The sequence below is a fragment of the Nocardia sp. NPDC051570 genome (genome assembly GCF_044454005.1).
GTDB lineage: Bacteria > Actinomycetota > Actinomycetes > Mycobacteriales > Mycobacteriaceae > Nocardia.
In genome coordinates, this window is the sequence record NZ_JBITDI010000016.1 from 172,294 (window position 1) to 193,942 (window position 21,649).

Annotated in this window: 18 protein-coding genes; 7 read left to right on the forward strand and 11 right to left on the reverse strand. The window is 68.4% G+C overall.

The window, feature by feature from the left end; all coding sequences use genetic code 11:
• Nucleotides 1–39 precede the first annotated feature (39 nt).
• The 4 genes from ACIA76_RS33080 to ACIA76_RS33095 form a co-directional block, all read right to left on the reverse strand.
• Nucleotides 40–1,536: an alpha/beta hydrolase gene (locus ACIA76_RS33080; protein ID WP_397157517.1), complete on the reverse strand. Its 1,497-nt coding sequence runs from the start codon at nt 1,534–1,536 to the stop codon at nt 40–42.
• A gap of 55 nt (nt 1,537–1,591) precedes the next feature.
• On the reverse strand, nt 1,592–1,963 hold the full coding sequence (locus ACIA76_RS33085) for a VOC family protein (RefSeq protein WP_397157519.1): 372 nt from the start codon (nt 1,961–1,963) through the stop codon (nt 1,592–1,594).
• Nucleotides 1,964–2,052: 89 nt separating this feature from the next.
• Nucleotides 2,053–2,493: a cupin domain-containing protein gene (locus ACIA76_RS33090; RefSeq protein WP_397157521.1), complete on the reverse strand. Its 441-nt coding sequence runs from the start codon at nt 2,491–2,493 to the stop codon at nt 2,053–2,055.
• A complete protein-coding gene (locus ACIA76_RS33095; protein ID WP_397157523.1) occupies nt 2,483–3,325 on the reverse strand; it encodes a fumarylacetoacetate hydrolase family protein in 843 nt (280 codons plus the stop codon). The genes ACIA76_RS33090 and ACIA76_RS33095 overlap by 11 nt, the downstream gene beginning before the upstream one ends.
• Before the next feature lie 89 nt (nt 3,326–3,414).
• Here ACIA76_RS33095 and ACIA76_RS33100 point away from each other — a divergent pair, with 89 nt between their 5' ends.
• Genes ACIA76_RS33100 through ACIA76_RS33120 form a run of 5 tightly spaced genes read left to right on the forward strand, consistent with a single transcriptional unit; the run spans nt 3,415 to nt 9,600 of the window.
• Nucleotides 3,415–3,807: a RidA family protein gene (locus tag ACIA76_RS33100; RefSeq protein ID WP_397157525.1), complete on the forward strand. Its 393-nt coding sequence runs from the start codon at nt 3,415–3,417 to the stop codon at nt 3,805–3,807.
• A 10-nt stretch (nt 3,808–3,817) separates the two neighbouring features.
• Nucleotides 3,818–5,443, forward strand: a complete 1,626-nt coding sequence (locus ACIA76_RS33105) for an AMP-binding protein (protein ID WP_397157527.1) — start codon at nt 3,818–3,820, stop codon at nt 5,441–5,443.
• A 7-nt stretch (nt 5,444–5,450) separates the two neighbouring features.
• Nucleotides 5,451–7,820, forward strand: a complete 2,370-nt coding sequence (locus tag ACIA76_RS33110; RefSeq protein WP_397157529.1) for a bifunctional salicylyl-CoA 5-hydroxylase/oxidoreductase — start codon at nt 5,451–5,453, stop codon at nt 7,818–7,820.
• A complete protein-coding gene (locus tag ACIA76_RS33115; RefSeq protein ID WP_397157531.1) occupies nt 7,817–8,725 on the forward strand; it encodes an acyl-CoA thioesterase in 909 nt (302 codons plus the stop codon). The genes ACIA76_RS33110 and ACIA76_RS33115 overlap by 4 nt, the downstream gene beginning before the upstream one ends.
• Nucleotides 8,726–8,748: 23 nt before the next feature.
• Entirely contained in the window at nt 8,749–9,600 is an 852-nt protein-coding gene (locus tag ACIA76_RS33120; RefSeq protein ID WP_397157533.1) for a PaaX family transcriptional regulator C-terminal domain-containing protein, read from the forward strand.
• On the opposite strand, the gene ACIA76_RS33125 is transcribed toward ACIA76_RS33120, so the two are convergent.
• The gene (locus tag ACIA76_RS33125) at nt 9,601–10,212 is read right to left on the reverse strand and encodes a hypothetical protein (RefSeq protein WP_397157535.1); all 612 of its coding nucleotides are present in this window, start codon (nt 10,210–10,212) and stop codon (nt 9,601–9,603) included.
• Between the two features lie 220 nt (nt 10,213–10,432).
• Here ACIA76_RS33125 and ACIA76_RS33130 point away from each other — a divergent pair, with 220 nt between their 5' ends.
• Nucleotides 10,433–11,827: a metallophosphoesterase gene (locus ACIA76_RS33130; protein WP_397157537.1), complete on the forward strand. Its 1,395-nt coding sequence runs from the start codon at nt 10,433–10,435 to the stop codon at nt 11,825–11,827.
• A 4-nt stretch (nt 11,828–11,831) separates the two neighbouring features.
• Here the strand turns inward: ACIA76_RS33130 and ACIA76_RS33135 are convergent, their stop codons facing one another.
• Entirely contained in the window at nt 11,832–14,009 is a 2,178-nt protein-coding gene (locus ACIA76_RS33135) for a GH92 family glycosyl hydrolase (protein ID WP_397157539.1), read from the reverse strand.
• A gap of 156 nt (nt 14,010–14,165) precedes the next feature.
• Nucleotides 14,166–15,383, reverse strand: a complete 1,218-nt coding sequence (locus ACIA76_RS33140) for an MFS transporter (protein WP_397157541.1) — start codon at nt 15,381–15,383, stop codon at nt 14,166–14,168.
• A gap of 83 nt (nt 15,384–15,466) precedes the next feature.
• Between ACIA76_RS33140 and ACIA76_RS33145 the strand changes: the two genes are divergently transcribed.
• Entirely contained in the window at nt 15,467–15,925 is a 459-nt protein-coding gene (locus tag ACIA76_RS33145) for a winged helix-turn-helix transcriptional regulator (RefSeq protein WP_397157543.1), read from the forward strand.
• 3 nt (nt 15,926–15,928) lie between these two features.
• Here ACIA76_RS33145 and ACIA76_RS33150 read toward each other — a convergent pair whose 3' ends face one another.
• Genes ACIA76_RS33150 through ACIA76_RS33165 form a run of 4 tightly spaced genes read right to left on the reverse strand, consistent with a single transcriptional unit; the run spans nt 15,929 to nt 21,523 of the window.
• Nucleotides 15,929–17,599 carry a DUF885 domain-containing protein gene (locus ACIA76_RS33150; RefSeq protein ID WP_397157545.1) on the reverse strand — a complete coding sequence of 557 codons (1,671 nt, stop codon included), beginning with the start codon at nt 17,597–17,599 and terminating at the stop codon, nt 15,929–15,931.
• Nucleotides 17,596–18,825, reverse strand: a complete 1,230-nt coding sequence (locus ACIA76_RS33155) for an acetyl-CoA carboxylase biotin carboxylase subunit family protein (protein ID WP_397157547.1) — start codon at nt 18,823–18,825, stop codon at nt 17,596–17,598. Before ACIA76_RS33155 ends, ACIA76_RS33150 begins: the two co-directional genes overlap by 4 nt.
• Nucleotides 18,822–20,147: an acetyl-CoA carboxylase biotin carboxylase subunit family protein gene (locus tag ACIA76_RS33160; RefSeq protein WP_397157549.1), complete on the reverse strand. Its 1,326-nt coding sequence runs from the start codon at nt 20,145–20,147 to the stop codon at nt 18,822–18,824. The genes ACIA76_RS33155 and ACIA76_RS33160 overlap by 4 nt, the downstream gene beginning before the upstream one ends.
• The gene (locus tag ACIA76_RS33165) at nt 20,144–21,523 is read right to left on the reverse strand and encodes an acetyl-CoA carboxylase biotin carboxylase subunit family protein (protein ID WP_397157550.1); all 1,380 of its coding nucleotides are present in this window, start codon (nt 21,521–21,523) and stop codon (nt 20,144–20,146) included. Before ACIA76_RS33165 ends, ACIA76_RS33160 begins: the two co-directional genes overlap by 4 nt.
• Between the last annotated feature and the right edge of the window lie 126 nt (nt 21,524–21,649).

Here is a 21,649-nt window from a genome sequence, read left to right on the forward strand (position 1 = left end):
CGGAATCCAGCAAACCCTCAGTGCGGCACCGATTCCGGTTCAGTCGGGCAGGACCGTCCCGGCCGGGGGAACCGTGCCGTCGAGCAGGTAGCGGGTGATCGCGTCACGGGTGTGTCCCGGCTGGAAGAACGAGGTGTGGCCGTCGCCGTCGCGGGTGAGCAGGACCGCGTTGGGGACCTGGCTGGCGAACAGGTGCGCCCATCCGTAGGAGGTCGACGGGTCGTGGATCGCGTTGACCAGTAACGGCACGATCGTCGGCTTGGCGATGGCGGTGGACGGTGGATCGCTGAAAGTTGCCGGCCAGCCCTGACATTGAGCGATATAGCTGAAGCTCTGGTTCGCTCCGAGGGTATTCGGTGCGATGGTGGCGGCCAGGATCTGCTGGGACTCGAAGGCCGGATAGCCCTCGAAGTCCGCGCGGTATTCCGCACAGCCCACGGTCAATCCGCCGCCCTCGGTGTCGGAGGCGGTCTGCGGCGACAGGCCGCTGGCATCGCCCCGCCGGGCCTGATCGAGGGCGCCGGCCAACTGCGGCCAACCGCCGAGGCCGATCCCCGGGATCGGCGATTTGAACAACAGGCCGTTCTGGATGTTCTGCAGCAGATCGCCCGCGCGGACGACGGGCGCGCATTTACCGGAGTCGGCGCAGCCGGGCGCGGGCAATGGTGTCTGCCGGGCCCGGGCCGTCAGATCCCGGACGACGGCGGTGGCATCGCTTGTGCCCAGCGCGCATTCGGTCGCGATGTGGCACCAGGCGGCGAAGCGGTTGAGACTGTCTTCGAACGCGGCGGATTCGTAGACGTTCATCGCGCTCGCCGGCAGCGAATGCACCAGCGCGCCGTCGAGCGCCAGGACGCGGCTGTTGGAGGGATACAGGCGCGCGTATTCGAATCCGATCTCGGTGCCGTAGGACAGTCCGAGGTAGTTCAGCGGCGCGCCGCCGAGACGCTGACGCACCACCTCGAGATCCCGGGCGACGTTGACGGTATCCATATGGTCGAGCAGCGCACCGGACAGCCGCCGACAGCTCTGTCCGAACTCCCGGCTTGCCGCGACCATGGCATCGAACGCCGCGGCGTCGGCGGGGAAGAAATCCGGAATCTTGTTCTGCAGCGCGGGATCACAGCGCACGTCCGGACGGCTGGTGGCGATTCCGCGCGGATCCAGGCCGATGAGATCGAACCGCGCCCGCAGCTCCGCCGGAAAGATACCCGGATGCGCGCCCTCCGCGGCGACGATCTCGGTCCCCGAACCACCCGGTCCCCCGGGATTGAAGACCAGAGCCCCGATGCGGTGATCAGGATCGCCCGCGGGCAACCGATCGATGCCGACCGAGACCTTCTCCCCCTCGGGCTTGTCCCAGTCCAACGGCACGTCGATCCGGGCGCACTGCACGACCGTGCCGAACTCGGGCGGACACGCTCCCCAGGCGATCGACTGCGGCGCACCGTGATCGGCGCCCGATCCGCACCCGGTGAGCACCGCGGCCGAGATGACCGCGGACAGTAGGACCCGGACGAGCGGCACGCTGCGCATGTGCCGAGTGTAGAAACCCGACCGTATGCCCTGCGCCGCAGGGCATCCCGCCGATTCACGCACCGGGCGGGACCGTGAGGCAGAACGGATGCCCCGAGGGATCCAGGAGTACCCGCCAGCGATCGGGCGAGGGCTGAAAATCGGCCTTGACCGCGCCGACCTCGATGGCCCGCCGCTCCGCGATATCGAGATCGGCGACGAACAGATCGAGATGCATCTGCTTGGGGACCTCGTTGCCGGGCCAGTCCGGCGCCCGGTGGTCCTCCACTCGCTCGATCGTCAGCAGCACCCCCGCGCCCTGCAGCGCGATCAGCTCATCGGATTCGAACCGAACCTCGAAATCCAGTAGCGCCCGATAGAACTGCCCGAGCCGTCGCGGATCCCGACTGTCGAGCGCAATCGCACCGAACCTGGCTATCGCGGTCATGACTCCCCCGTAACTCTCGCTCCGGCCTCCCACCGACAGCCACCCTACCGCCCATCGTTTCCGGGGGGAAGTTGTTGGGCGAGCGCCCTTCACGCGCGGCGGTAGCCCACCAGGATCGAATCGTCCACATCCGGCAGATTCACCACGATGTTGTCGGGCGTGCGGCAGGTGAGCCAGACCAATTCGTCGGTGGTGCTCATGTTGACCTCGACGTGCGGCATATAGGGCGGGACGAAGACGAAATCGCCCTCGGCCATATCAAGGTATTCCTGGTAGTTCTCGCCGAAGTAGATTCGGGCGATGCCGGACAGGACGTAACCGCCGGTCTCGGCCTCGCCGTGATGGTGCGGCAGGGAGCGGTAGCCGGGCTCGTTGCTCACCTTGCCGTACCAGATCCGGGTGGCGGGGGTGTGTTGCGGGCTGACGCCGGAGATGCGGACCGCGCCGCCGGATTGGGCGGTGTCGGCGTATTCGTGACCCGCCCGGGTGACGATCGGCACGACGCGGGTATTGGTGATGTCACTGGTCATCGCGATTTCCTTCCATGGTGGTGATTCTGTTGCGCAGCAACCCGATTCCCTCGATCTCGGTCTCCACCACATCGCCGGGGCGCAGCTGCCGGGGCGGATCGGCGGCCGCCCCGACACCGCCGGGGGTGCCGGTCAGGACCACATCGCCGGGGCGCAGCGTGGTGAATTCGGAGATATAGGCCAGCAGGGTCGCCGGATCGAAGACCAGATCGTCGGTGGAACCGGTCTGTTCCTCGACGCCGTTGACCCGGCAGGAGATGCGCAGCCCGTCCGCCGGATCCGCCTCGTCGGGGGTGACCAGCTCCGGACCGAGCGGTGTGGTGGCCTCGAAGGCCTTGCCCTGCAACCACTGCGAGGTCCTGCGCTGCCAGACGCGCATGGAGAAGTCGTTGGCGACGGTATATCCGGCGATCCCGGCGCGCGCGGCGGCGCGATCGGCGTGCCGCAGTGGGGCGCCGATCACGATCGCGAGCTCGGCCTCCCAGTCCAGGCCGAACGATTCGGCCGCACCGGGCAGCGCGATATCGGCGTCCCATGCGGTCAGCGTATCGGCGAATTTGGCGAAGAGCGTGGGGAATTCGGGTTCCGGGCGGCCCATTTCGGCGATATGCGCGCGGTAGTTGTGGCCGCAGCACACGATCTTGCCGGGCGCGAGCACCACCAGAGCCGATCTCGTCGCCTCGTTCGACGGCCGAATACTCAGTGCCGCAGTCCAATTCGGCAGCGATACCAGCTCCCCGACATCACGCGCCGGACTCGCGAACCAGTCGCCATCGATACGAACCTCCGCGCGCGAGCCGCCGATATCGGACACCACTGTTCGCAGGCGCATGACACTCCGACATCGATATCGCGTTCTGTTGACGATAGTGACGATAACACCATAGTGTGGTGTGGGCCACCCCGGGAGAAAGAGGTCCCATGTCCGTCACCCGAATCAATCCCCCGACGCTGGCGAAGCCCTCGGGCTTCGCCCATGCGACCCGCTGGCGCGACATGGTCCACCTGGCCGGGCAGACGGCGCTGACCCCCGACGGCACGATCGTCGAGGGCGGGATCGTCGCGCAGTTCCGCCAGGCGCTGTCGAATGTGCTGACCGCGCTCACGGCCGCCGGCGGCCGCCCCGAACATCTGCTCAGCGTCACGATCTATCTGCTCGACATCCCCGATTACCAGGCCAATGGCAAGGAGATCGGCCGCATCTGGCGCGAGCTGGCCGGGACCGACTACCCGGCCATGGCGGGCATCGGTGTCACCGCACTGTGGCAGCCCGAGGCCCTGATCGAAATCCAGGCCGTGGCCGCGCTCGACTAGGAATCCGGCGATGCTCACACCCTCCGCACATCTCGACACGTTCTGCCGGGATCATCTGCCGCCCGAAACACAGTGGCCCGACTTCGTTTTCGAGCTGCCCGCGCTGCGGTATCCGGACCGTCTCAACTGCGCGACCGCACTGCTGGACGCCGCGGTCGCCACCCACGGCCGCGACCGCCCCTGCCTGCACACCCCGGACGAATCCTGGTCCTACGGTGAGCTTCTCGACCACGCGAACCAGATCGCGCACGTGCTGACCGCCGATTTCGGCCTGATCCCCGGCAACCGCGTACTGCTGCGCGCCCCCAATACGCTGTGGCTGGTGGCCTGCTGGTTCGGGGTGGTCAAGGCCGGGGGCGTGGTGGTCACGACCATGGCACTGCTGCGCGCGGGCGAGCTGGCGAAGCTGATCGAGCTGACCACACCGCTGCTGGCGCTGTGCGATCACCGATTGACCACCGAACTCGCCGCGGCCGACGGCGCGCTGCCGATCGTGCCGATCGGCGGGCCGACCGAGACGGATCTCATCCGCCGCGCCGCGGCCCATCCGACGGATTTCGCCGATGTGGCGACCGCGGCCGACGATGTCGTACTGCTGGCCCCGACCTCCGGCACGACCGGAGTTCCCAAGGCCACCATGCACTTTCACCGCGACGTGCTGGCCAACGCCGATACCTTCTCCGCCCATGTGCTGGCACCGCGCGCGGAGGACGTGTTCACCGGCACCCCGCCGCTGGCATTCACCTTCGGGCTCGGCGGCCTGGTGATCTTCCCGCTGCGGGTGGGCGCCTCGGCGGTCCTGCTGGAGCGACCCGATCCCGGCACCCTGCTCGACGCCATCGAGAGATTCTCCGCCACAGTGCTTTTCACCGCACCGACCGCCTACCGCGCGCTGCTGCGGCGCGCGGAGCCGACCCGGCTGCGCTCGCTGCGGCGCTGTGTCTCGGCCGGAGAACATCTGCCCGCGGCGGTCTTCGACGGATTCCTGGAACAGACCGGCCTGCGGATCATCAACGGCATCGGCGGCACCGAGATGCTGCACATCTTCATCTCCGCCGCCGATGAGGACATCCGCCCCGGCTCCACCGGCCGCGCGGTGCCCGGCTATCACGCCGAAATCCAGGACGAGGCGGGTAATCCGCTGCCCGACGGCATACCGGGATTCCTGGCGGTGAAGGGCCCCACCGGATGTCGCTACCTCGCCGATCCCCGCCAGCGCGACTACGTCCGCAACGGCTGGAATCTGACCGGCGACACCTACTTCCGCGATGCCGACGGCTACTTCTGGTATCAGGCCCGCAGCGACGACATGATCGTCTCCGCCGGCTACAACATCGCCGCCCCCGAGGTCGAATCCGTCCTCGAACAGCATCCGGATGTGGTGGAGTGCGCGGTGATCGGGGTACCCGACGCCGAGCGCGGCATGATCGTGCACGCCGCGGTCGTGCTGCGACCGGGCGTCCCCCACGACTCCGAGCAGATCCGCCGGTTACAGGACTTCGTGAAAGGCACTGCCGCGCCGTACAAGTACCCGCGCGCCATCGAATTCCTCGATGCCCTGCCCCGCAATCCGAGCGGCAAGCTGCAGCGGTACAAGCTGCGCGAACGCTGGACCACTTCGACCCGAAAGGGGTGAGGACGCAATGCGTATCGCCGTGATCGGCGGCGGGCCCGCGGGCCTGTACTTCTCCGCCCTGATGAAACAGCTCGATCCGGCCCACGAGATCACCGTGTGGGAGCGCAATGCCCCCGACGACACCTTCGGCTTCGGCGTCGTCTTCTCCGATGAGACCCTCGGCGGCATCGAACACGCCGACGAGGTGGTGCATCGCCGGATGAGCGAGCGGTTCGCGCGCTGGAGCGATATCGATATCCACTTTTCCGGGCTGGTTCGCACCTGCGGCGGACAGGGTTTCGCGGCGATGAGCCGCAAGGAACTGCTCCATATCCTGCAGCGGCGCTGCCTCGAACTGGGCGTGGACCTCCGATTCCGCACGCCCGCACCGGATGTCGAGGAGCTGGCCGCCGCATACGATCTCGTACTGGCCGCCGATGGTCTCAACTCCGCCGTGCGCACCCGATTCGCCGAGGTGTTCGGGCCGGATCTGGACCGGCGGCACAATCGGTACATATGGCTGGGCACCGACCGGGTGTTCGAGGCGTTCGAGTTCTTCATCAAGCACACCCCGCACGGGGTCATGCAAGTGCACGCGTACCCATACAGCATCGACCGCAGCACATTCATTGTAGAAATGCACGAATCCGTCTGGCAGGCGGCGGGTTTCCCGGCATTCGCCGACCGCGACTTCGCGCCGGGCGAGAACGACGAGAAATCCCTGGCGCTGCTGGCCGAGCTGTTCGCCGACGAACTGGCCGGACATGCGTTGCTGGGCAACAACTCCCGCTGGATCGACTTCACCACCGTGCGCAACCGCACCTGGCGACACGGCAATACCGTGCTGATCGGAGACGCCGCGCATACCGCGCACTTCTCGATCGGCTCGGGTACCAAGCTGGCGATGGAGGATGCCCTCGCCCTCGCCGCCTGCCTGCACGAAAACGACGGCGTCACAGCCGGTTTGGCCGCCTACGAGGCCGAGCGGCGGCCGGTGGTCGAATCGGTGCAGCGGGCCGCGCAGGCGAGCCTGGAGTGGTTCGAGTCGATCGGGCGCTACACCGATCAGGATCCGGACCAGTTCGCGTTCAACCTGCTCACCCGCAGCCGCCGGATCACCTACGACAATCTGCGGCTGCGCGACGACGCCTTCCTCGACGCCATCGACGGCTGGTATCTGACGCGGCAGCAGGCGGATGCGGCCCGGCCGCCGATGTTTTATCCGTTGCGGCTCAAGGGCATCGAGCTGCCCAACCGGGTGCTGGTCTCGCCGATGGATATGTACTGCGCGGTCGACGGCGTGCCCACCGATTTCCATCTGGTCCATCTGGGCGGTAAGGCGCTCGGCGGCGCGGGCCTGGTCATGACCGAGATGGTCTGCGTCTCCCCCGAGGGCCGCATCACTCCCGGCTGCGCCGGGCTCTACACCGCCGAACAGGAGCGGGCCTGGGCGCGGGTGGTGGACTTCGTGCACGACGGAAGCCGCGCGAAAATCGGTGTGCAGCTGGGCCATTCCGGGCGCAAGGGTGCGACCAAGGTGATGTGGGAGGGTATCGACGATCCGCTCGAATCCGGCGGCTGGGAGACCGTCGGGCCGTCCCCGCTGCCCTATGGCCCCGGCAACCCGGCCCCGCGCGAGCTCACCCCGGCCGAGATGGACGAGATCGCCGGGCAGTTCGTCGCATCCGCCGAGGCGGCCGCGCGCGCCGGATTCGATCTGCTCGAATTGCATTGCGCGCACGGTTATCTGCTCTCCTCGTACCTGTCGCCGCTGGCGAACCGGCGCACCGACGAATACGGCGGATCGCCGGCGAACCGGCTGCGCTATCCGCTGCGGATCTTCGACGCCGTCCGCGCGGTATGGCCCGCGGATCGTCCGCTGTCGGTGCGCATCTCGGCGACCGACTGGGCGGAGGGCGGCAATACGATCGACGACGGGGTCGCGATCGCGCGGGCCTTCGCCGAACACGGCGCCGATGTGCTGCATGTGTCGTCCGGACAGGTCGTCAAGCAGGAGCGGCCCGCGTTCGGGCGCAGCTATCAGACGCCGTTCGCGGACCGGATCCGGCAGGAGGTGGGCGTGCCGTACGGGGTCGCGATCGTCGCGGTGGGCGCGATCTCCTCCTACGACGACGTCAATTCGGTGCTGCTGGCCGGGCGCGCGGATCTGGTGGCGCTGGGCCGCGCTCATCTGTGGGATCCGCAGTGGACCCTGCACGCCGCGGTCGAACAGGGCTATCAGGGCGAGGGGGCGTGGTGGCCCGCGCCCTATCGCGCCGGAAACCGCAAGCCGCCCACCGGCCGGACCGACGGCCCGCCGCCGCGGCTGGAGCTGGTGCGTTCCGGCGATCGGGTGAGCACCCCGCAGAGATGGATTCCTACCGAAGGGAAGTCATGACCACGACCGATACGCTGGCGACCTCGGCCGTCTTCGCCGCGGCCGTCACACTGACCGCCGCCGAACCCGAGCATTTCGATCTGGCCTTCGACGCCGTCACCCAGCCGTGCCCATGGCCGAAGGCCTATGGCGGGGATCTGGTCGCGCAGGCCGCGGCCGCGGCGATGCGCTCGGTGACCGACGGCAAGACCATGCATTCGATGCACAGCTACTTCCTGCGCCCGGCCGATATCGGCGCGACCGTGCGCTACGAGGTGGAGCTGCTACGCGACGGCCGCGGCTACAGCACCCGGCAGGTGCGCGGCTATCAGAACGGCAAGCCGATCTATGTATGCCTGGCCAACTTCGCCGCAGGCGAACCGGGCGGCAGCTACCGCACCGAACTCGACACCGCCGCACCGGATCCCGAGACACTGCCGTCGTCGGCGGCCTATCTCGCCGAGCGCGGCGGCGGCACGATGACCCCGGAATCCAAGCGCTACTGGTCGGCCGGGCGCAGTTTCGATATGCGGCATGTCCCCGGGCCGGTCTATCTGACGGTCGAGGGTGCGCGAGTGCCGCAGCAGGCGGTGTGGGTCAAGCCGTTCGACGCGCTGCGGCCCGTCGACGGGCTCAGCGACGCCCAGCGCGATCAGGCCGCCCTCGCCTATGTCTGCGACTACACCATTCTCGAACCGCTGCTGCGGGTACTCGACTTGCCTTGGGCGCGACCGGATCTGGTGACCGCGAGCCTCGACCATGTCATGTGGTTCCATCGCCCGGCCCCGGTCGAGGACTGGCTGCTGTATGTCCAGGAGGCCGTGGCCGTCGAATCCGGACGCGGGCTCGGATCGGGCCGCTTCTTCACCCGCGACGGCCGCCATGTGGGAACCGTCCTGCAGGAAGGCATGATTCGGGCCGGATGAACGCCCCCACGTATGGTGCTCCTATGACGGCGGATCCGAAGGCGACACTCGGCGGCGGCCGCGACACCCGGCTGGCTCAGCTGATCATCACTATCTTCGGCCTGTGCGCGCGGGCCGAGGGCAATTGGCTGTCCACCGCGTCGGTGGTGGCGCTGATGGCCGATCTGGGTGTCGACCATCAGGCCGTCCGCTCCTCGATCTCGCGCTTGAAGCGTCGCGGGGTGCTGGTGAGCGCGCGCGAGGGCCGCGCGGTCGGCTATCGCCTGGCCGAGTCCACGCTGGCGGTGCTCGCCGAGGGCGATGTGCGAATCTTCGAGCGCGCCAGGGCATCCGAGGCCGACGGCTGGGTCATGGTCGTATTCTCCGTGCCCGAATCGGAGCGCGACAAGCGCCACGCACTGCGCTCGAGTCTGACCCGGCTCGGCTTCGGCACCGCCGCACCGGGTGTCTGGGTCGCGCCCGGCAATCTGGCCACCGAGACCCGCCGCACCCTCGAACGCCACGAGCTGTCCGGCTATGTCGACATGTTCGTCGGACAGCACTATGGATTCGACGATCTGCGCACCAAGGTCCCGCAGTGGTGGGATCTGACCGAACTGACCCAGCTCTACGCCGACTTCCTGCATCGCTATCGCCCGGTCCTGCACCGCATGACCGCCGCCCGCCCCACGCCCCTGGACGCATTCGCCGCCTACGTCCCGATGCTCACCGAATGGCGCCGACTGCCCTATCGAGACCCCGGCCTGCCGCTCGCGCTGCTGCCACCGGCGTGGAACGGCGAGGCCGCGGGCATGCTGTTCGACCAGCTGAACGACATCCTCAACCCGCTGGCCCACAAACATGCGCTGGCCGTGATCCACGGCCGGCGCCGGTGATCAGAAGATCCGATTGAGCTCTCGCGCGATCGTGAAACCGTGCTTGGTGGCATCGTTGGTACAGGTCACACCCGTCTGCTCGGACAGGCAGGTGTAGCCGTTGACGCTGAGACGCGAACCGTAGGCCAGCGTCTTCGCACCGGCGGCGCCGAGGGTGAAGATGGGCTGATTCACACACGCCTGCCGTGCCCCGCCCGGACCGACGGAATCGGCGACCTGCAGGTAATCAGGGTTGGTGCCGCAGTCCTTACCGCCGGACGGGATGGCCGCCTGCCGCCCCTGACAACCCGCCACATCGCCACCCTCGTTCGCGGGCCCCATCGGCCGGGGGAAGATCACGCACCCGAATGAGCCGCTCGGCGTGGCGAAGTAATAGCCGCTGCCGGAGGGACCATCCATCAGATATGCCGCCGGGTCGACGGTCACCTGCTTCTGACCACTCGATTGCGGTGTCGTCGACGCCTGCGGCGCGGCGGAAACCGCCGCGGACGTCTCGATCGCACCCGTCGTCGGTGTGGCCGCGCCCGTTCCGTGCGCACCGCCCCCACCACCACAACCCGCGACAGTGCCCACTGCCAGGGCCGCCGCGGCCATTACCAGGGCGATTCTCACAGTCCACACCCCTCTCCGCTCGGAACTTCCGTCGAGTCCTCTATACACCGCCGTGGCGCACCCGTTAACCCCCGCGCCGACCGTGTCGAGTTCGCACCCCGCTCACCTGCGAGTATCCAACAGTTCAGCCTGGAAGTACGAGCTGTCACGCGGAGGGACCTGGGCGTTCAACCGGTGACCGTACCTTCACAGTGAAGGGTGAACCTGGGCGGAGGTTTCCATGCTGAACGCGCGGCTACGGACGGTGTGGCTGGCGAATGTGGCGACGGCGACCGCGGCGGTGGCCGTGGGCGCCGGACCGTTGCGTCCGCAGGCGGCACATCGTCTGGAATATGTGGGACCGCAACGGGATCCGGTCATCGCCTCGGATCTCGAGGTGGTCACCGTCACCGATCGGTCGGTGATCCTGACCTGGACGACCCGGGCGCGCGATCGCGCGGGACGGCTGCGGCCGACCCCGGCCGATACCGAGGTGCGTATCGCGCCCGCCGATGGGATCGGCCCCGCGCGACCGCTGTTCCTCGACACCCGGCCCACGGCCTACCACTATGCGCAGGTCGACGGCCTCGAGCCCGGGCGTGCGTACCGGTTCGAGGCGTATTCGAACGGTCGGCGCGCGGTCTCGGCCCGGACGCTGGTGACGCGGCGGGCCGGAAGCCCCGAGACCACGGGCATATTCACCACACTGACCCCGCCGCCGGGCCGACTGCTGCGCACCCTCGCGCTGGCCAACGATCTGCATGTCGGCGAGCAGACCAGCGGGCTGCTGACGCCGGTGCTGCCGACCGGGCTGCGCCACGACGGCGCCGAACATCCCGATCTCATGCTCGACGCGCTGCTGTCGGATCTGCGCCTGCCCGATCGCGGCGCGGATCAGCTGATCGTCGCGGGCGATCTCACCGACACCGGCACGCTCGACCAGTCCCTGGCCGTGCGGCGGCGGCTCGACGCATGGGGTGAGCTCGGCCGCGACTACTTCGTCTGCCGCGGCAATCACGACGCCCCGCAGCCCGACGATCACTGGGGCGCGGTATTCCATCCGCGCCAGCGGCTGACCGAACACGAGGTCGGCGGGCTGCGCCTGATCGGATTGGACACCACGCGCCTGCGCGGTTCCGGCGGCACGATCGTCGCGCCGCAGCTGGCGCATCTGCGCGACCGGCTCGCCGCCGATCCGCAGCGGCCGACGCTGGTGTTCGGCCATCATCCGGTGACTTCGTCTGCGGCCGTGAGCAATCCGGGCGGGCCGGGCTTCATCCTGGACCGCGCCACGGCCGCGCAGTTGCATACCGCCTACCGCACCGCGCCGGGGGTGTTCCTGCATCACAGCGGCCACACCCACCGCAATCGCCTGGGCCGCCCCGACTCCGGAATCGACGTGGAGTTCCTGGAGGTGGCCGCGGCCAAGGAGTATCCGGGCGGCTACATGCTGCTGCGCGTATACGAGGGCGGCTACATGGTCAACTTCTACAAGACCCGCACCGAGGCCGCGCGGCGCTGGAGCACCCGCACCCGCCGCCAGTACTTCGGCCTGCACCCCGACCATGCGCTCGGCACCTGCGCGGACCGCAATCATGTTGTGCTGCGCGACTTCTCGGGACTATCGCCCGCCTGAGGCTTCAGGACGCCGGGAAGGACGGGGGAATGTCGCGAGGATCCGCGCCCCAGTTCGGATCCGGGGTGCCGGAGAGCGTGTAATCGATGGTGCCGCCGGTGGTTACGAATGATTCCGGCAACCAGGGTTTGGTCCACGGCTGCCCGTTCACCGCCAACGCGGTGACATAGGGGTGTCCCGGTGCGGCGGCAGGCGCGTTGATCGTGATGGTCACACCGTTCGGCCGGGTCACGACGGCGCTGGTGAATATCGGGCTGTTCAAGACCAATTCGGCCCGTCCCGGAATCATCGGATACATGCCCAGCGCGGCCCACACGTACCAGGACGACATCTCGCCGAGATCGTCGTTGCCGACCAGATTGTCCGGCCCGGCACGCCAGATCTCCCGCCGCACCCGGTCGACGAGGGCCTGGGTCCGGTAGGGGGCGCCGGCGTAGAGGTAGATCCACGGCGTCTGCAGGGTGGGCTCGTTGCCCAGGAAGGCGTACGGCTCGTGGGGGCCCACATTCAGCTTGGTGAAGAAGGTGTCCAGCCGCGCGGTCACCGCCGCATCGCCGCCGAGCGCATCGACCAGCCCGCGCAGGTCATTGGGCACCATCCAGGTGTATTGCGCCCCATTGCCTTCCACGTAGCCGGTGGGATCGGCCGGATCGAAGTGGGCGGCGAAGGAGCCGTCCGCGGCGCGGGGCTGCAGATAGCCGGTGGCCGGATTCAACAGGTTGCGCCAGTTCTGCGCCCGCCGGAGGAAGGCGTCACGCACGGTGCCGACGCCGAGCCGGTCGGCGAACTGCGCGACGGCGAAATCGGCGCTGGTGTATTCCAGGGTGTCGGAAACCTGTTGCGGCACATAGCCCAGCCGCAGATAGTCCGACAGACCGGGCCGCTCCTCATAACCCTGCCGGTTGCGCCCGGGCATCGTGGCGCCCTCGACCATCAGCGCCAGCGCCTCGTCGGCATCGAAACCCGTTGCGCCGAAGGCATATATCGAGGACACGATGATGTGATAGGGATCGCCGTTCATCACGCCGGTGTAGTCGTTGGCGACCGTCCAGCGATCCCATGCCCCGCCCTGGCTCGCGAAAACGACCATGCTGTGGGCGATATCGGCGGCCTCGTGCGGGGCCAGCAGCGCCAGCAGCTGGACCTCGCTGCGGTAGATGTCCCAGCCGGAGAAGTTGGTGTAGATCGGATGGTCGAGGTCGGTGCTGTGCACCTGCTTGTCGAATCCGATGTAGCGGCCGTCGACGTCGGAGAAGACATTGGGTTGCAGCAGTGCGTGATACAGCGCGGTATAGAAGATCCGCAGCTGATCGTCGGTGCCGCCGGTGACCCGGATCCGATTCAGCAGGTCGTTCCACCCCGCCCGCGCGGCGGTGGCGATCGCATCGAAATCCCTTGTGCCGCTTTCGGCATCGAGATTGGCCCGGGCGCCCTCGATCGAGACGAACGACAGCCCCACCCGCACCGTCACCACCGGCGCGTCGAAGCCGACATAGGCGCCGCAGCCCCGTCCCGACGCGGCGGTGCTCCCGGCGGTGACCTTGCCGCCGCTCCAGGTGCCCCGGCTGGCGAACTCCCGATCGAACCGAGCGTGGAAGTAGACGATGTAATGGCTGTTGGTCCCGCAGAATCGACCACTGGCGGCCGAGCCCTCGACGAAATCGGCCCCGATGCTGACGTGTGCGTCGTCGACACCCATGATCGAACCGGAGACGTCGATCAACAGCATCGCCGGATGTCCGGCCGGATAGCTGAATCGCCCGCAGCCGCTGCGCTGGGTGGCCGTCAGTTCGACCAGCACACCGGAGTCCAGGCGCACGTCGTAGCGTCCGGGACTGGCGTGCTCGTTCGCGTGGGAGAAGGTGGCGATGTACTTCGCGGGCGCGGTCGCCGGTGAATCGGTGATCGGCCCGGCCACCGGCTGGAACGGAATGTCCTGGTAGGTATCGCAGCCCGCCCCGGACAGATGCGTCAGGCTGAAGCCCTTGATCCGATTGTCGTCGTAGTAGTACCCGCCGTGCTGCGCGGTGACCGTATCCGGACTCCACTGCACCATCCCGAAGGGCACATCCGCGCCGGGGAACGTATTGCCCGCTCCCCCGCCGGTACCCAAATCGGCGTCCCCGGGTTTGGTCCCGTAGAACGGATCCACCCAGACCGCCGGATCCTGTGTCCCATCCACCCGTCCAGTATCCGCCCGCGCGGGATTCCCGGCGGCCGATCCGGCGCGCGATGCGGTCGAGCAGGGGCAACCTCGAAAGCAGGCCCCGGCACGACGGGGGCGGTCGTGCCGGGGCCGATCCGACGGGCGAGGGGTCCCATCGGAAGTTCGGTTCGATCAGTCCATCGCCGCCTGGGTCTGGCGTGTATCTGCCTGCGCGGTAACGAGATTCGCGCTGCCGTGCGGGCGTCGCCGATCGGTCGCCCAGACGATCAGCGCGCACGCCGCGAATCCGGCTCCGAGCAGGCTCGAGCTTGCCCAGCCGTGGGTGGTGAACAGGGCGGTGGTCGTGGCCGCGCCGAGGGCGGAGCCCAGGGAGTAGAAGACCATGTAGCTGCCGATGACGCTGCTGAGGCGTTCCGGATAGGTGGTGGTGAGCACATGCTGATTGCTCACGTGCACTGCCTGGACCGAGAAGTCCAGCGCCACGATTCCGATCGCGAGGATCCACAACGACCACGACAACTGCCCGGTCGCCACCCACGAGCAGATCAGCAGGACCAGCGCGAGACCGGAGACCAGGCGCGCCCGTCCCGCATCGGCCCACCGACCCGCACGTGCCGCACCGAGTGCACCGGCCAGGCCCGCGAGGCCGAACAGGCCGATCTCGGTCTCACTCAGATGCCACGGCGCGCCCGACAACGGCAAAGACAGTCCACTCCACAGGGTTCCGAACGACGCGAACAAGAAGAACGCGATCAGCCCGCGCGTCAGGAAGGTGCGCTGAGTGAACAGTCCGCCGAGCGAGACCAGAGCCTGCCGATATCCCCCGAGCCGCTGCGGGCGCTCCTCCACCGGCAGCACAGTGGGCACGAGGACCGCGAACACGAGGAGCAGCACCGCGAGCACGACATAGATGCTGCGCCAACCCCACAGGTCTGCGAGCACGCCGGTGACGACCCGCGCGCCCAGAATGCCGGTGACAACACCCGAGGTCACGACGCCGATAGTGCGGCCGCGTTCGGCGGGCGGCGAGACCGATGCGGCGTAGGCCACCGTGGTCTGCACCACGACCGCGAACAATCCGGCCGCCGCGAGCCCCGCGAACGCCATCCATCCCGTCGACGCCGAGGCCGTCAGGATCAGCCCCACCGCGGTGAGCGCCAGATGCACGGCGATGAGCCGGCGCCGGTCGGCCACCACATCGCCGAGCGGCACCAGCAGCACCAGTCCGATCAGATAGCCGAACTGAGCGATCGAGACGAACCATCCGGTGAGTCCGGCCGACAGCCCGAGTTCGCGTCCCATCGGCGCCAGAACCGGTTGCGCGGCATAGATACTCGCCACGGCGACACCGCACACCATCGCCAGCAGCAACCGTCGCCACATGTTCATTCCAGTCCCCAATCAGTAGCAGATTGCAACCGTTTTGACGGTACGGCATAATGGTTTCAATCCGCAACCGATCGGGAGGTGTCATGTCGCGCAGCATGGTTGGCGCTCCGAAACCGGACTGGACCGACCCCGACTGTCCCGTCGCCCGCACGCTCGACCTCGTCGGCGACAGGTGGAGCCTGCTCGTCATCCGCGACGCGATGGACGGGGTTCGCTCGTTCACCGAGTTCCAGCGCAGCACCGGCATCGCCCGCAACATCCTCACCGACCGCCTCGGCAAGCTCACCGCGCACGGGCTCTTCGCTCAGCGCACCGCGCCGTCGGGCCGCCGCCGGGAGTACGTGCTCACCGACGCCGGTCGCGAGCTGTTCCCCGTCATCCTCACCCTGCGCCAATGGGGCGAACGCCACGCGTTCGCCCCCGGCGAGACCCACTCCATCCTGGTCGACCAGCACGGCACTCCCGTGCCGGAGATCGCGCCGACCGGCGCCGACGGCACCCTCCTCGACACCGGCACCACCCACGTGCGGAAGGTCCGATAGGGGTCAATCCCGGTGGGTCAGTTCGGCATACAGCAGGTCTAGGCCCATCGGTCCCAGATCCAGGGCGTGGCGGTGAAACCGCGCGAGGTCGAACGCGGCGCCGTCGCGGCGGCGGGCCGCGTCCCGTGCGTCCAGCCACACCTTCTCCCCCAGTTTGTAGGCGATGGCCTGCCCGGGGCGACCCAGATACCGGTCGATCTCGAAGTCGATGAACGCCGGCGGGCCCAATCCGCAGTGCTCGGTGAGGAATTCGCGGCCCAGCCGCGGCGTCCACCGCTCCCCCTCGTGGAACCCGGTACCCGCCGGGATCGGGAGCCGCAGATGGAGCCCGATATCCAGCACGACCCGTGCGGCACGCAGCTGCTGCCCGCCGGCGAGCATCCCCAGTCGGTACGCCGGATCGGCGAAGTACCCCAGCTCGTCCATCAGCCGCTCGGCGTACAGGCCCCACCCTTCGCAGTGCCCCAGGTGCAGCTCGCAGGCCAGCCGCTGGAACCGGTTGAGCGTCGCGGTGTTGAGGGTCGTCACGCCCAGCTGCAGGTGATGGCCCGGGACACCCTCGTGGAACATCGTGCTCGGTACCGTCCACGTCGGAATCGGCGCATCGGGGTCTGTCGATGATGTCCACCAGACCGTCCCGGGACGCGACAGGTCCTCGCTGGGCGCCAGATAGTAAGCGGGACCGTCAGATCGGGTGATCCGGCAGTCGATCCGACGCAGCGGTTCCGGAATCGAGAAGTGCGTCCCGTCGAGGTCGGCGATCGCGCCGTCGGCGAGCTCCTGGATCCAGTCACGGAATGCCGCCGCGCCCGTCACCTGGTATCGCGGGTTGCTGTCGAGTGCCGCCAGCACCGCCGGCAGCGGCTCGCCGGGCGCGATTCGCGCTGCCTCCGCGATCATTTCGCGCCGCACCCGGGCCAGTTCGTCCCAGCCCCACGCGTAGGTCTGCTCCAGATCCAGTCGGGTGCCGAGGAACTCCCGCACACCCAGCTGATAGCGATCGGCACCCACCGCGTCCAGCTCCGACGCATCCGCCCCGAGATCCTTCGCGAGATACAACGCGAATCTCGTCAGCGCCTCGTTCGCGGCTTTCGCGGCCTCGTCCAGGGCGCCTCGCAGGATGCCGTCGCCATGTCCCGCAGGCAGTCCCGCCAGGTACTGCCGCATATCCCGGCAGTCCCGAGCGTTGCGAATCACCTGGCGGGACGGCGCGATCCGGCCGTCGCGCCGCGCGGCCTCCAAGCTCTCCCGCAGCCCCGCCAACGTTGCCGGTACGGCTCGCAGCCGCGCCAGCATCGCGTCCCATACGGTGTCGCCGCCCCGATCCAGCAGCCCAACGGCCTGCCGCACCCGCTGGACCGGACCATCGATGGTGTCCAGCAGGGTGCCGTACGCGTCGGCGTCGGCCAGCGCCACCTCGGTGGCGAGCCGCTCACGCAGCATGGCCGCCGCGACTCGCTCCGCATCGCCCGCGACCGGTGTCTCGCCGACCGCCCGCAGCGTGCGACGCGCCAGCTCGGCTCGCGCCTGCGTCGCCTGTGGGCCGAAGTCGGTCAGGCGCCCCTCGTGCCCGGCGATTCCCATCGCCGCGGCCAGGCACGGATCCAGCACGGCGAGCTCATCCACGTACCGGTCCGCGAGAGTATTCAGGGCGGTCACCGTCGGTGCCCTCATGCCGAAACCTGTTCCGCGGCCGTGCGTACCGACAGGGAGTCGAACAGGTCGACGATCCAGTCCCGGGTGTCCTCGGAGGTGTTGCTCGCGACGATCCCGGCAAGGACCGTCTCGCCGGCCTGATAGGTGATGTGGTCGGGAAGCGGTGCGCCGCAGGGCAATTCGTTCCAGGCGACCACGCGCGGGCTGACCCGGAACGGCATAGTACCGTCGAGGCCCTCGAACTCCCGCCCGGCCAGATGATGGCCGGGGTGGACGAACCAGCCGTACCGGCGCCGCTGGGCGGGCGGCTCGGGAAGCGCCCGGGCGACGGGCTCGCCGAGCAGGACGCGCAGCTCATAGGACGGCAGATGAACTCCGGTGGCCAGCTCGACGGTCGCCACCACGTCGGCTCCCCCGACCCGGTTGCCGACCTCGAGGAAGACCAGCTCTCCCTCGTGGACGATCGCCTCGAGATGGAAACTGCCGTCCTCGATCCGCACGGCCGCCAGCGCGCGCGACACCCAGGCGCGCGTCTGCTCGGAGAACTCGATCTGGAACGATCCCATCGGCAGGCCCTGCGCGTATTTCAGGCAGGTGCCCACGTATTCGCTCGCACTGAGGACCAGGATCCGGCCGCCCTGTACCAGGCCGTCGAAATGCCTGATCGGCCCGGAGACGAACTCCTCGACCTGCAGGTCCTCCGGCTCGCTCCCGGTCTCGGCCCGGCCCGTGGTGATCGCCGCGACGGCGTGGCGCGGTGTGTCGAATACGAGCACATCCTCGCTGGAGGCGCCGCGAGTGGGCTTGAGGACGGTCCGGCCGTGCCAGGGCACTCGGCCGTCCAGCTCGAGGAAGCGGGTCAGCGGCAGGAAGCGCGGCACGCGGAGACCGGCCCGCTCGACCGCCTGTTTCATCAGAACCTTGTCGCGGGCGAGCGCGACCTGGTCCAGCGGCGCGCCCGGGACGCCCAGATGCTCACGCAACCGGGCGGCGTCGAGCAGCTCGTACTCCGACATCGAGATGACCCTGTCGAAGTCGCGGGGCCGCTGCGCCAGCCAGTCCCGGGCCTCGTCGAAGGCCGAGCGCACGCCCGGACGACTCACTCGCTCGCACCGCAGGTCGGACGGCAGGGTGGCCAGCGCCGGATCGGTTCCGAAGTAGGTGACCTCGTGCAGGTCGTGGGAGATCCCGCGATGGTATTCGATCTTGAAGTAGGGCACGCGCTGCAGGATGAGGATCTTCATCGGGCTTTCCTGACGGGAGTAGGGAGAGCGAGGGCGCGATCCAGGGCGTTCGACCAGTTCTCGCGCAGCGCGTGGACGACGGGGCGGATGTCGACGCGGTCGCCGTGCAGGACCACGCAGCCCTGCGCCGCGAAGTCCGCGTTGTCGCGGGCGACGGCATGCAGGTCACGCGGCTCGGTCGACAACCAGGAGAACTGCGTGGCGATCAGTTCCCCGTCGGCCAGGCCGAATCGTTCGGCGGTGGCCTCGACGGCGTCCGCGAACGGGTCCACGCCGGTCGCGATGTCGTCCGGGGAGAACGAGCGGTCGCTGCCGACACCGAGCAGCACGGTCGCCGCCGAGCAGCCCGGCACCAGCGGCCCCGCGTCGGCGGCCGTGCCGAAGGCGGTATCGATCCAGTGGTGGTGCAGGTCGATCCCGTACACCCATCGGGCCAGCGACCAGATCTTCATTCCGCCCGGTCGCCGATTGGGTTCCACGACGGCGGCGTGCAATCCGTCGTCGCTCAGCTTGATCTCGTTGTGGAACGGCCCGTCGCATTGGCCGACCAGCCAATTCGCCTGTCGCCCAGCCCGTTCCAGCGTCGTGCGCTCATGCTCGTCCACCCGGGCGGGTAGCACCTGCGCGATCTCGACGGGATAGCGGCCGCACGCGCTGATCTTCTCGGTGAGGAATGTCAGCGGGCCCAGTCCGTCGAAGGAGTACTCGCGCCGGTACGGGATGAGCTCCTCACAGATGACCCCGCCCTCGAGATAGGGCAGGACTTCGGCGAACACCGCGGTCAGGTCGTCGCCGGACCGGACCACGACGACGCCCCGGTTGTTGCCCTCCGCCGCGGGCTTGACGACGAAGCCCTCGGGATGGTCGCGCGCGAAGTCACCGAGCTGATCGAGCGAGGCGATCTCGGCGAAGGCGGGCGCCATGATCCGTTGGGCCGCAAGCAGATCGGCCACCCGTGCCTCGCCGAGCCGATAGCGGTACTTGGAGAACGCACCCTCGGCCAGTCGCGACGAGTCGACCGGGACACCCAGCCGCTCGAGCAGTTCGGCCCCGCTGCGAACGGCATTGTCGGAGAACACGATTCCCGCCCTTATCCACTCGCGGCGGTCGTCGAGCAGCTTCTCGCCCATCTCGGCGAAGTCGTCGCGCAGCGGATCGAGGTCGATCACCTCGTCGGCAATCGAATGGTCGGCCTCGGTGGGATCGACGCGGATCAGGATCACTGTCGCGCCGTGACGTTCGCGCGCATGGTCGCGCAGGTGGCGAACTTCGTCGATCCGGCTGAGGTTGTAGTCGACGATGAGGAGGATCGGCCTGGTCATCTGTGCTCCGTCTCATAACTGATCTCGATCGCGCGCTCGGAGGCGGGCAGCAGCACCGGGAGGATCTCATCCTGGTCGGCTCGGTCCATGCGCCAGAGCACCTGGCCCAGAAACACTTCGCGCGCGGACGAATCCACGACATCGCCGGGCCCGAGCAGGATGTGCGAGACGATCGGCGCGAGCGGAAGGTCGTCGTTCACTCCGACCTCGCGGACCGTGCCGGGCTCGGCGAAGAACACGCGGAAGAATGTCGCGTTGCGGCTGCGTGTGGTGCCGTCCGCCGCGAACGACAGGCCCGCGAGCGTCTTGCTGAATCGGGGGTTCGGGCCGGGTCCACGGGTGCTGAGCAGGGAGTCCAGCCAGAGGTCGAGCAGGCTGGGACCGCCGGTCAACGCCGCCACGCTGGGCGAGATCAGGCTGCCCCCGACGCGCGGGTTGACCTCGATCAGATCCCAGCCGGACGAGGCGTGCCGCGCCTCGATATGGAAACAACCCCAGCCGAGGCCCAGAACGTCCAATATCCTTGCCACCCAGCCTATCCCGGTGGCGATCTCGTCCCGGGACAGGCTGGTGGGCGGGCTGAGGCAGGCATTCTCGAGAACGGTGCCCGCCGCCTCGGTCACCTCGCATTTCTCGTGCACGGCAATCACATTGGGCTCGCCGTCGACGACGATCACCTCGAAGCTGAACTCCTGCCCGGGCACGTAGTCCTCGACGAGAAATCCCATCTCGAAACCGGCGTCATGACTCGTGGTCGTATCCGGTTCGGTGGTGAAGACGCTGGCGTAGACCGTGTCGGAACGGGCCTCGGCGGCGATGCGTCGCAGATCGGACCAGGTCGTATCGGAGGTGAGCGGGAAGGTTCCGAACGAGGCGATACCGCTGACCGGCTTCACGAAGTAGCGGCCGGTCCCGCGTTGACGTTCGGCGAGCGTCTCGGGTGTGAGCGCGAACGCCCGGCACCGGCTCAGGCCGGCATCGGCGAGACGGTTGCGCAGCGTCAGCTTGTCGCGGAGTTCCAGGACCTGCTTCTCGGCCAGATCCGGTACCGCCAGACGGGCATTGGCCAGCGCCATCAGATGCCGGTAGCCCTCCCAGACGGTGAGGCAGCACAGCACGGACTCGCCCGCGGCCTCCAGATGGTCGAGACAGTCCTCGATATCCCGTGGGGTCAGCACGTGCTCGGTGGTCACCCGGACGTCGTCGGCGAGGTCCGATAGCGCTGTGGGCCTGGAATTCTGGTGCTGTGGCTCGGGCAGCGAGCTGAGCACGTAGACCTTCAGTCCCCGTGCCATGACCGTGTCGACGAGGTCCTCCATGAACGAGAACCCGACATGGCTGAGTAGCAGCACTCCTCCGGCGTTTTCGATGCTCAATCCGGCCTCCTCACCGGTGGTGGGGGGGGGGGGGGGGGGGGGGGGGGCCCGCCCCCCCCCCCCCCCCCCCCCCCGCGCCGGGGGGGGGGGGGGGGGGGTGGTGTGTTAGTGTTGGGAGAAGAGATA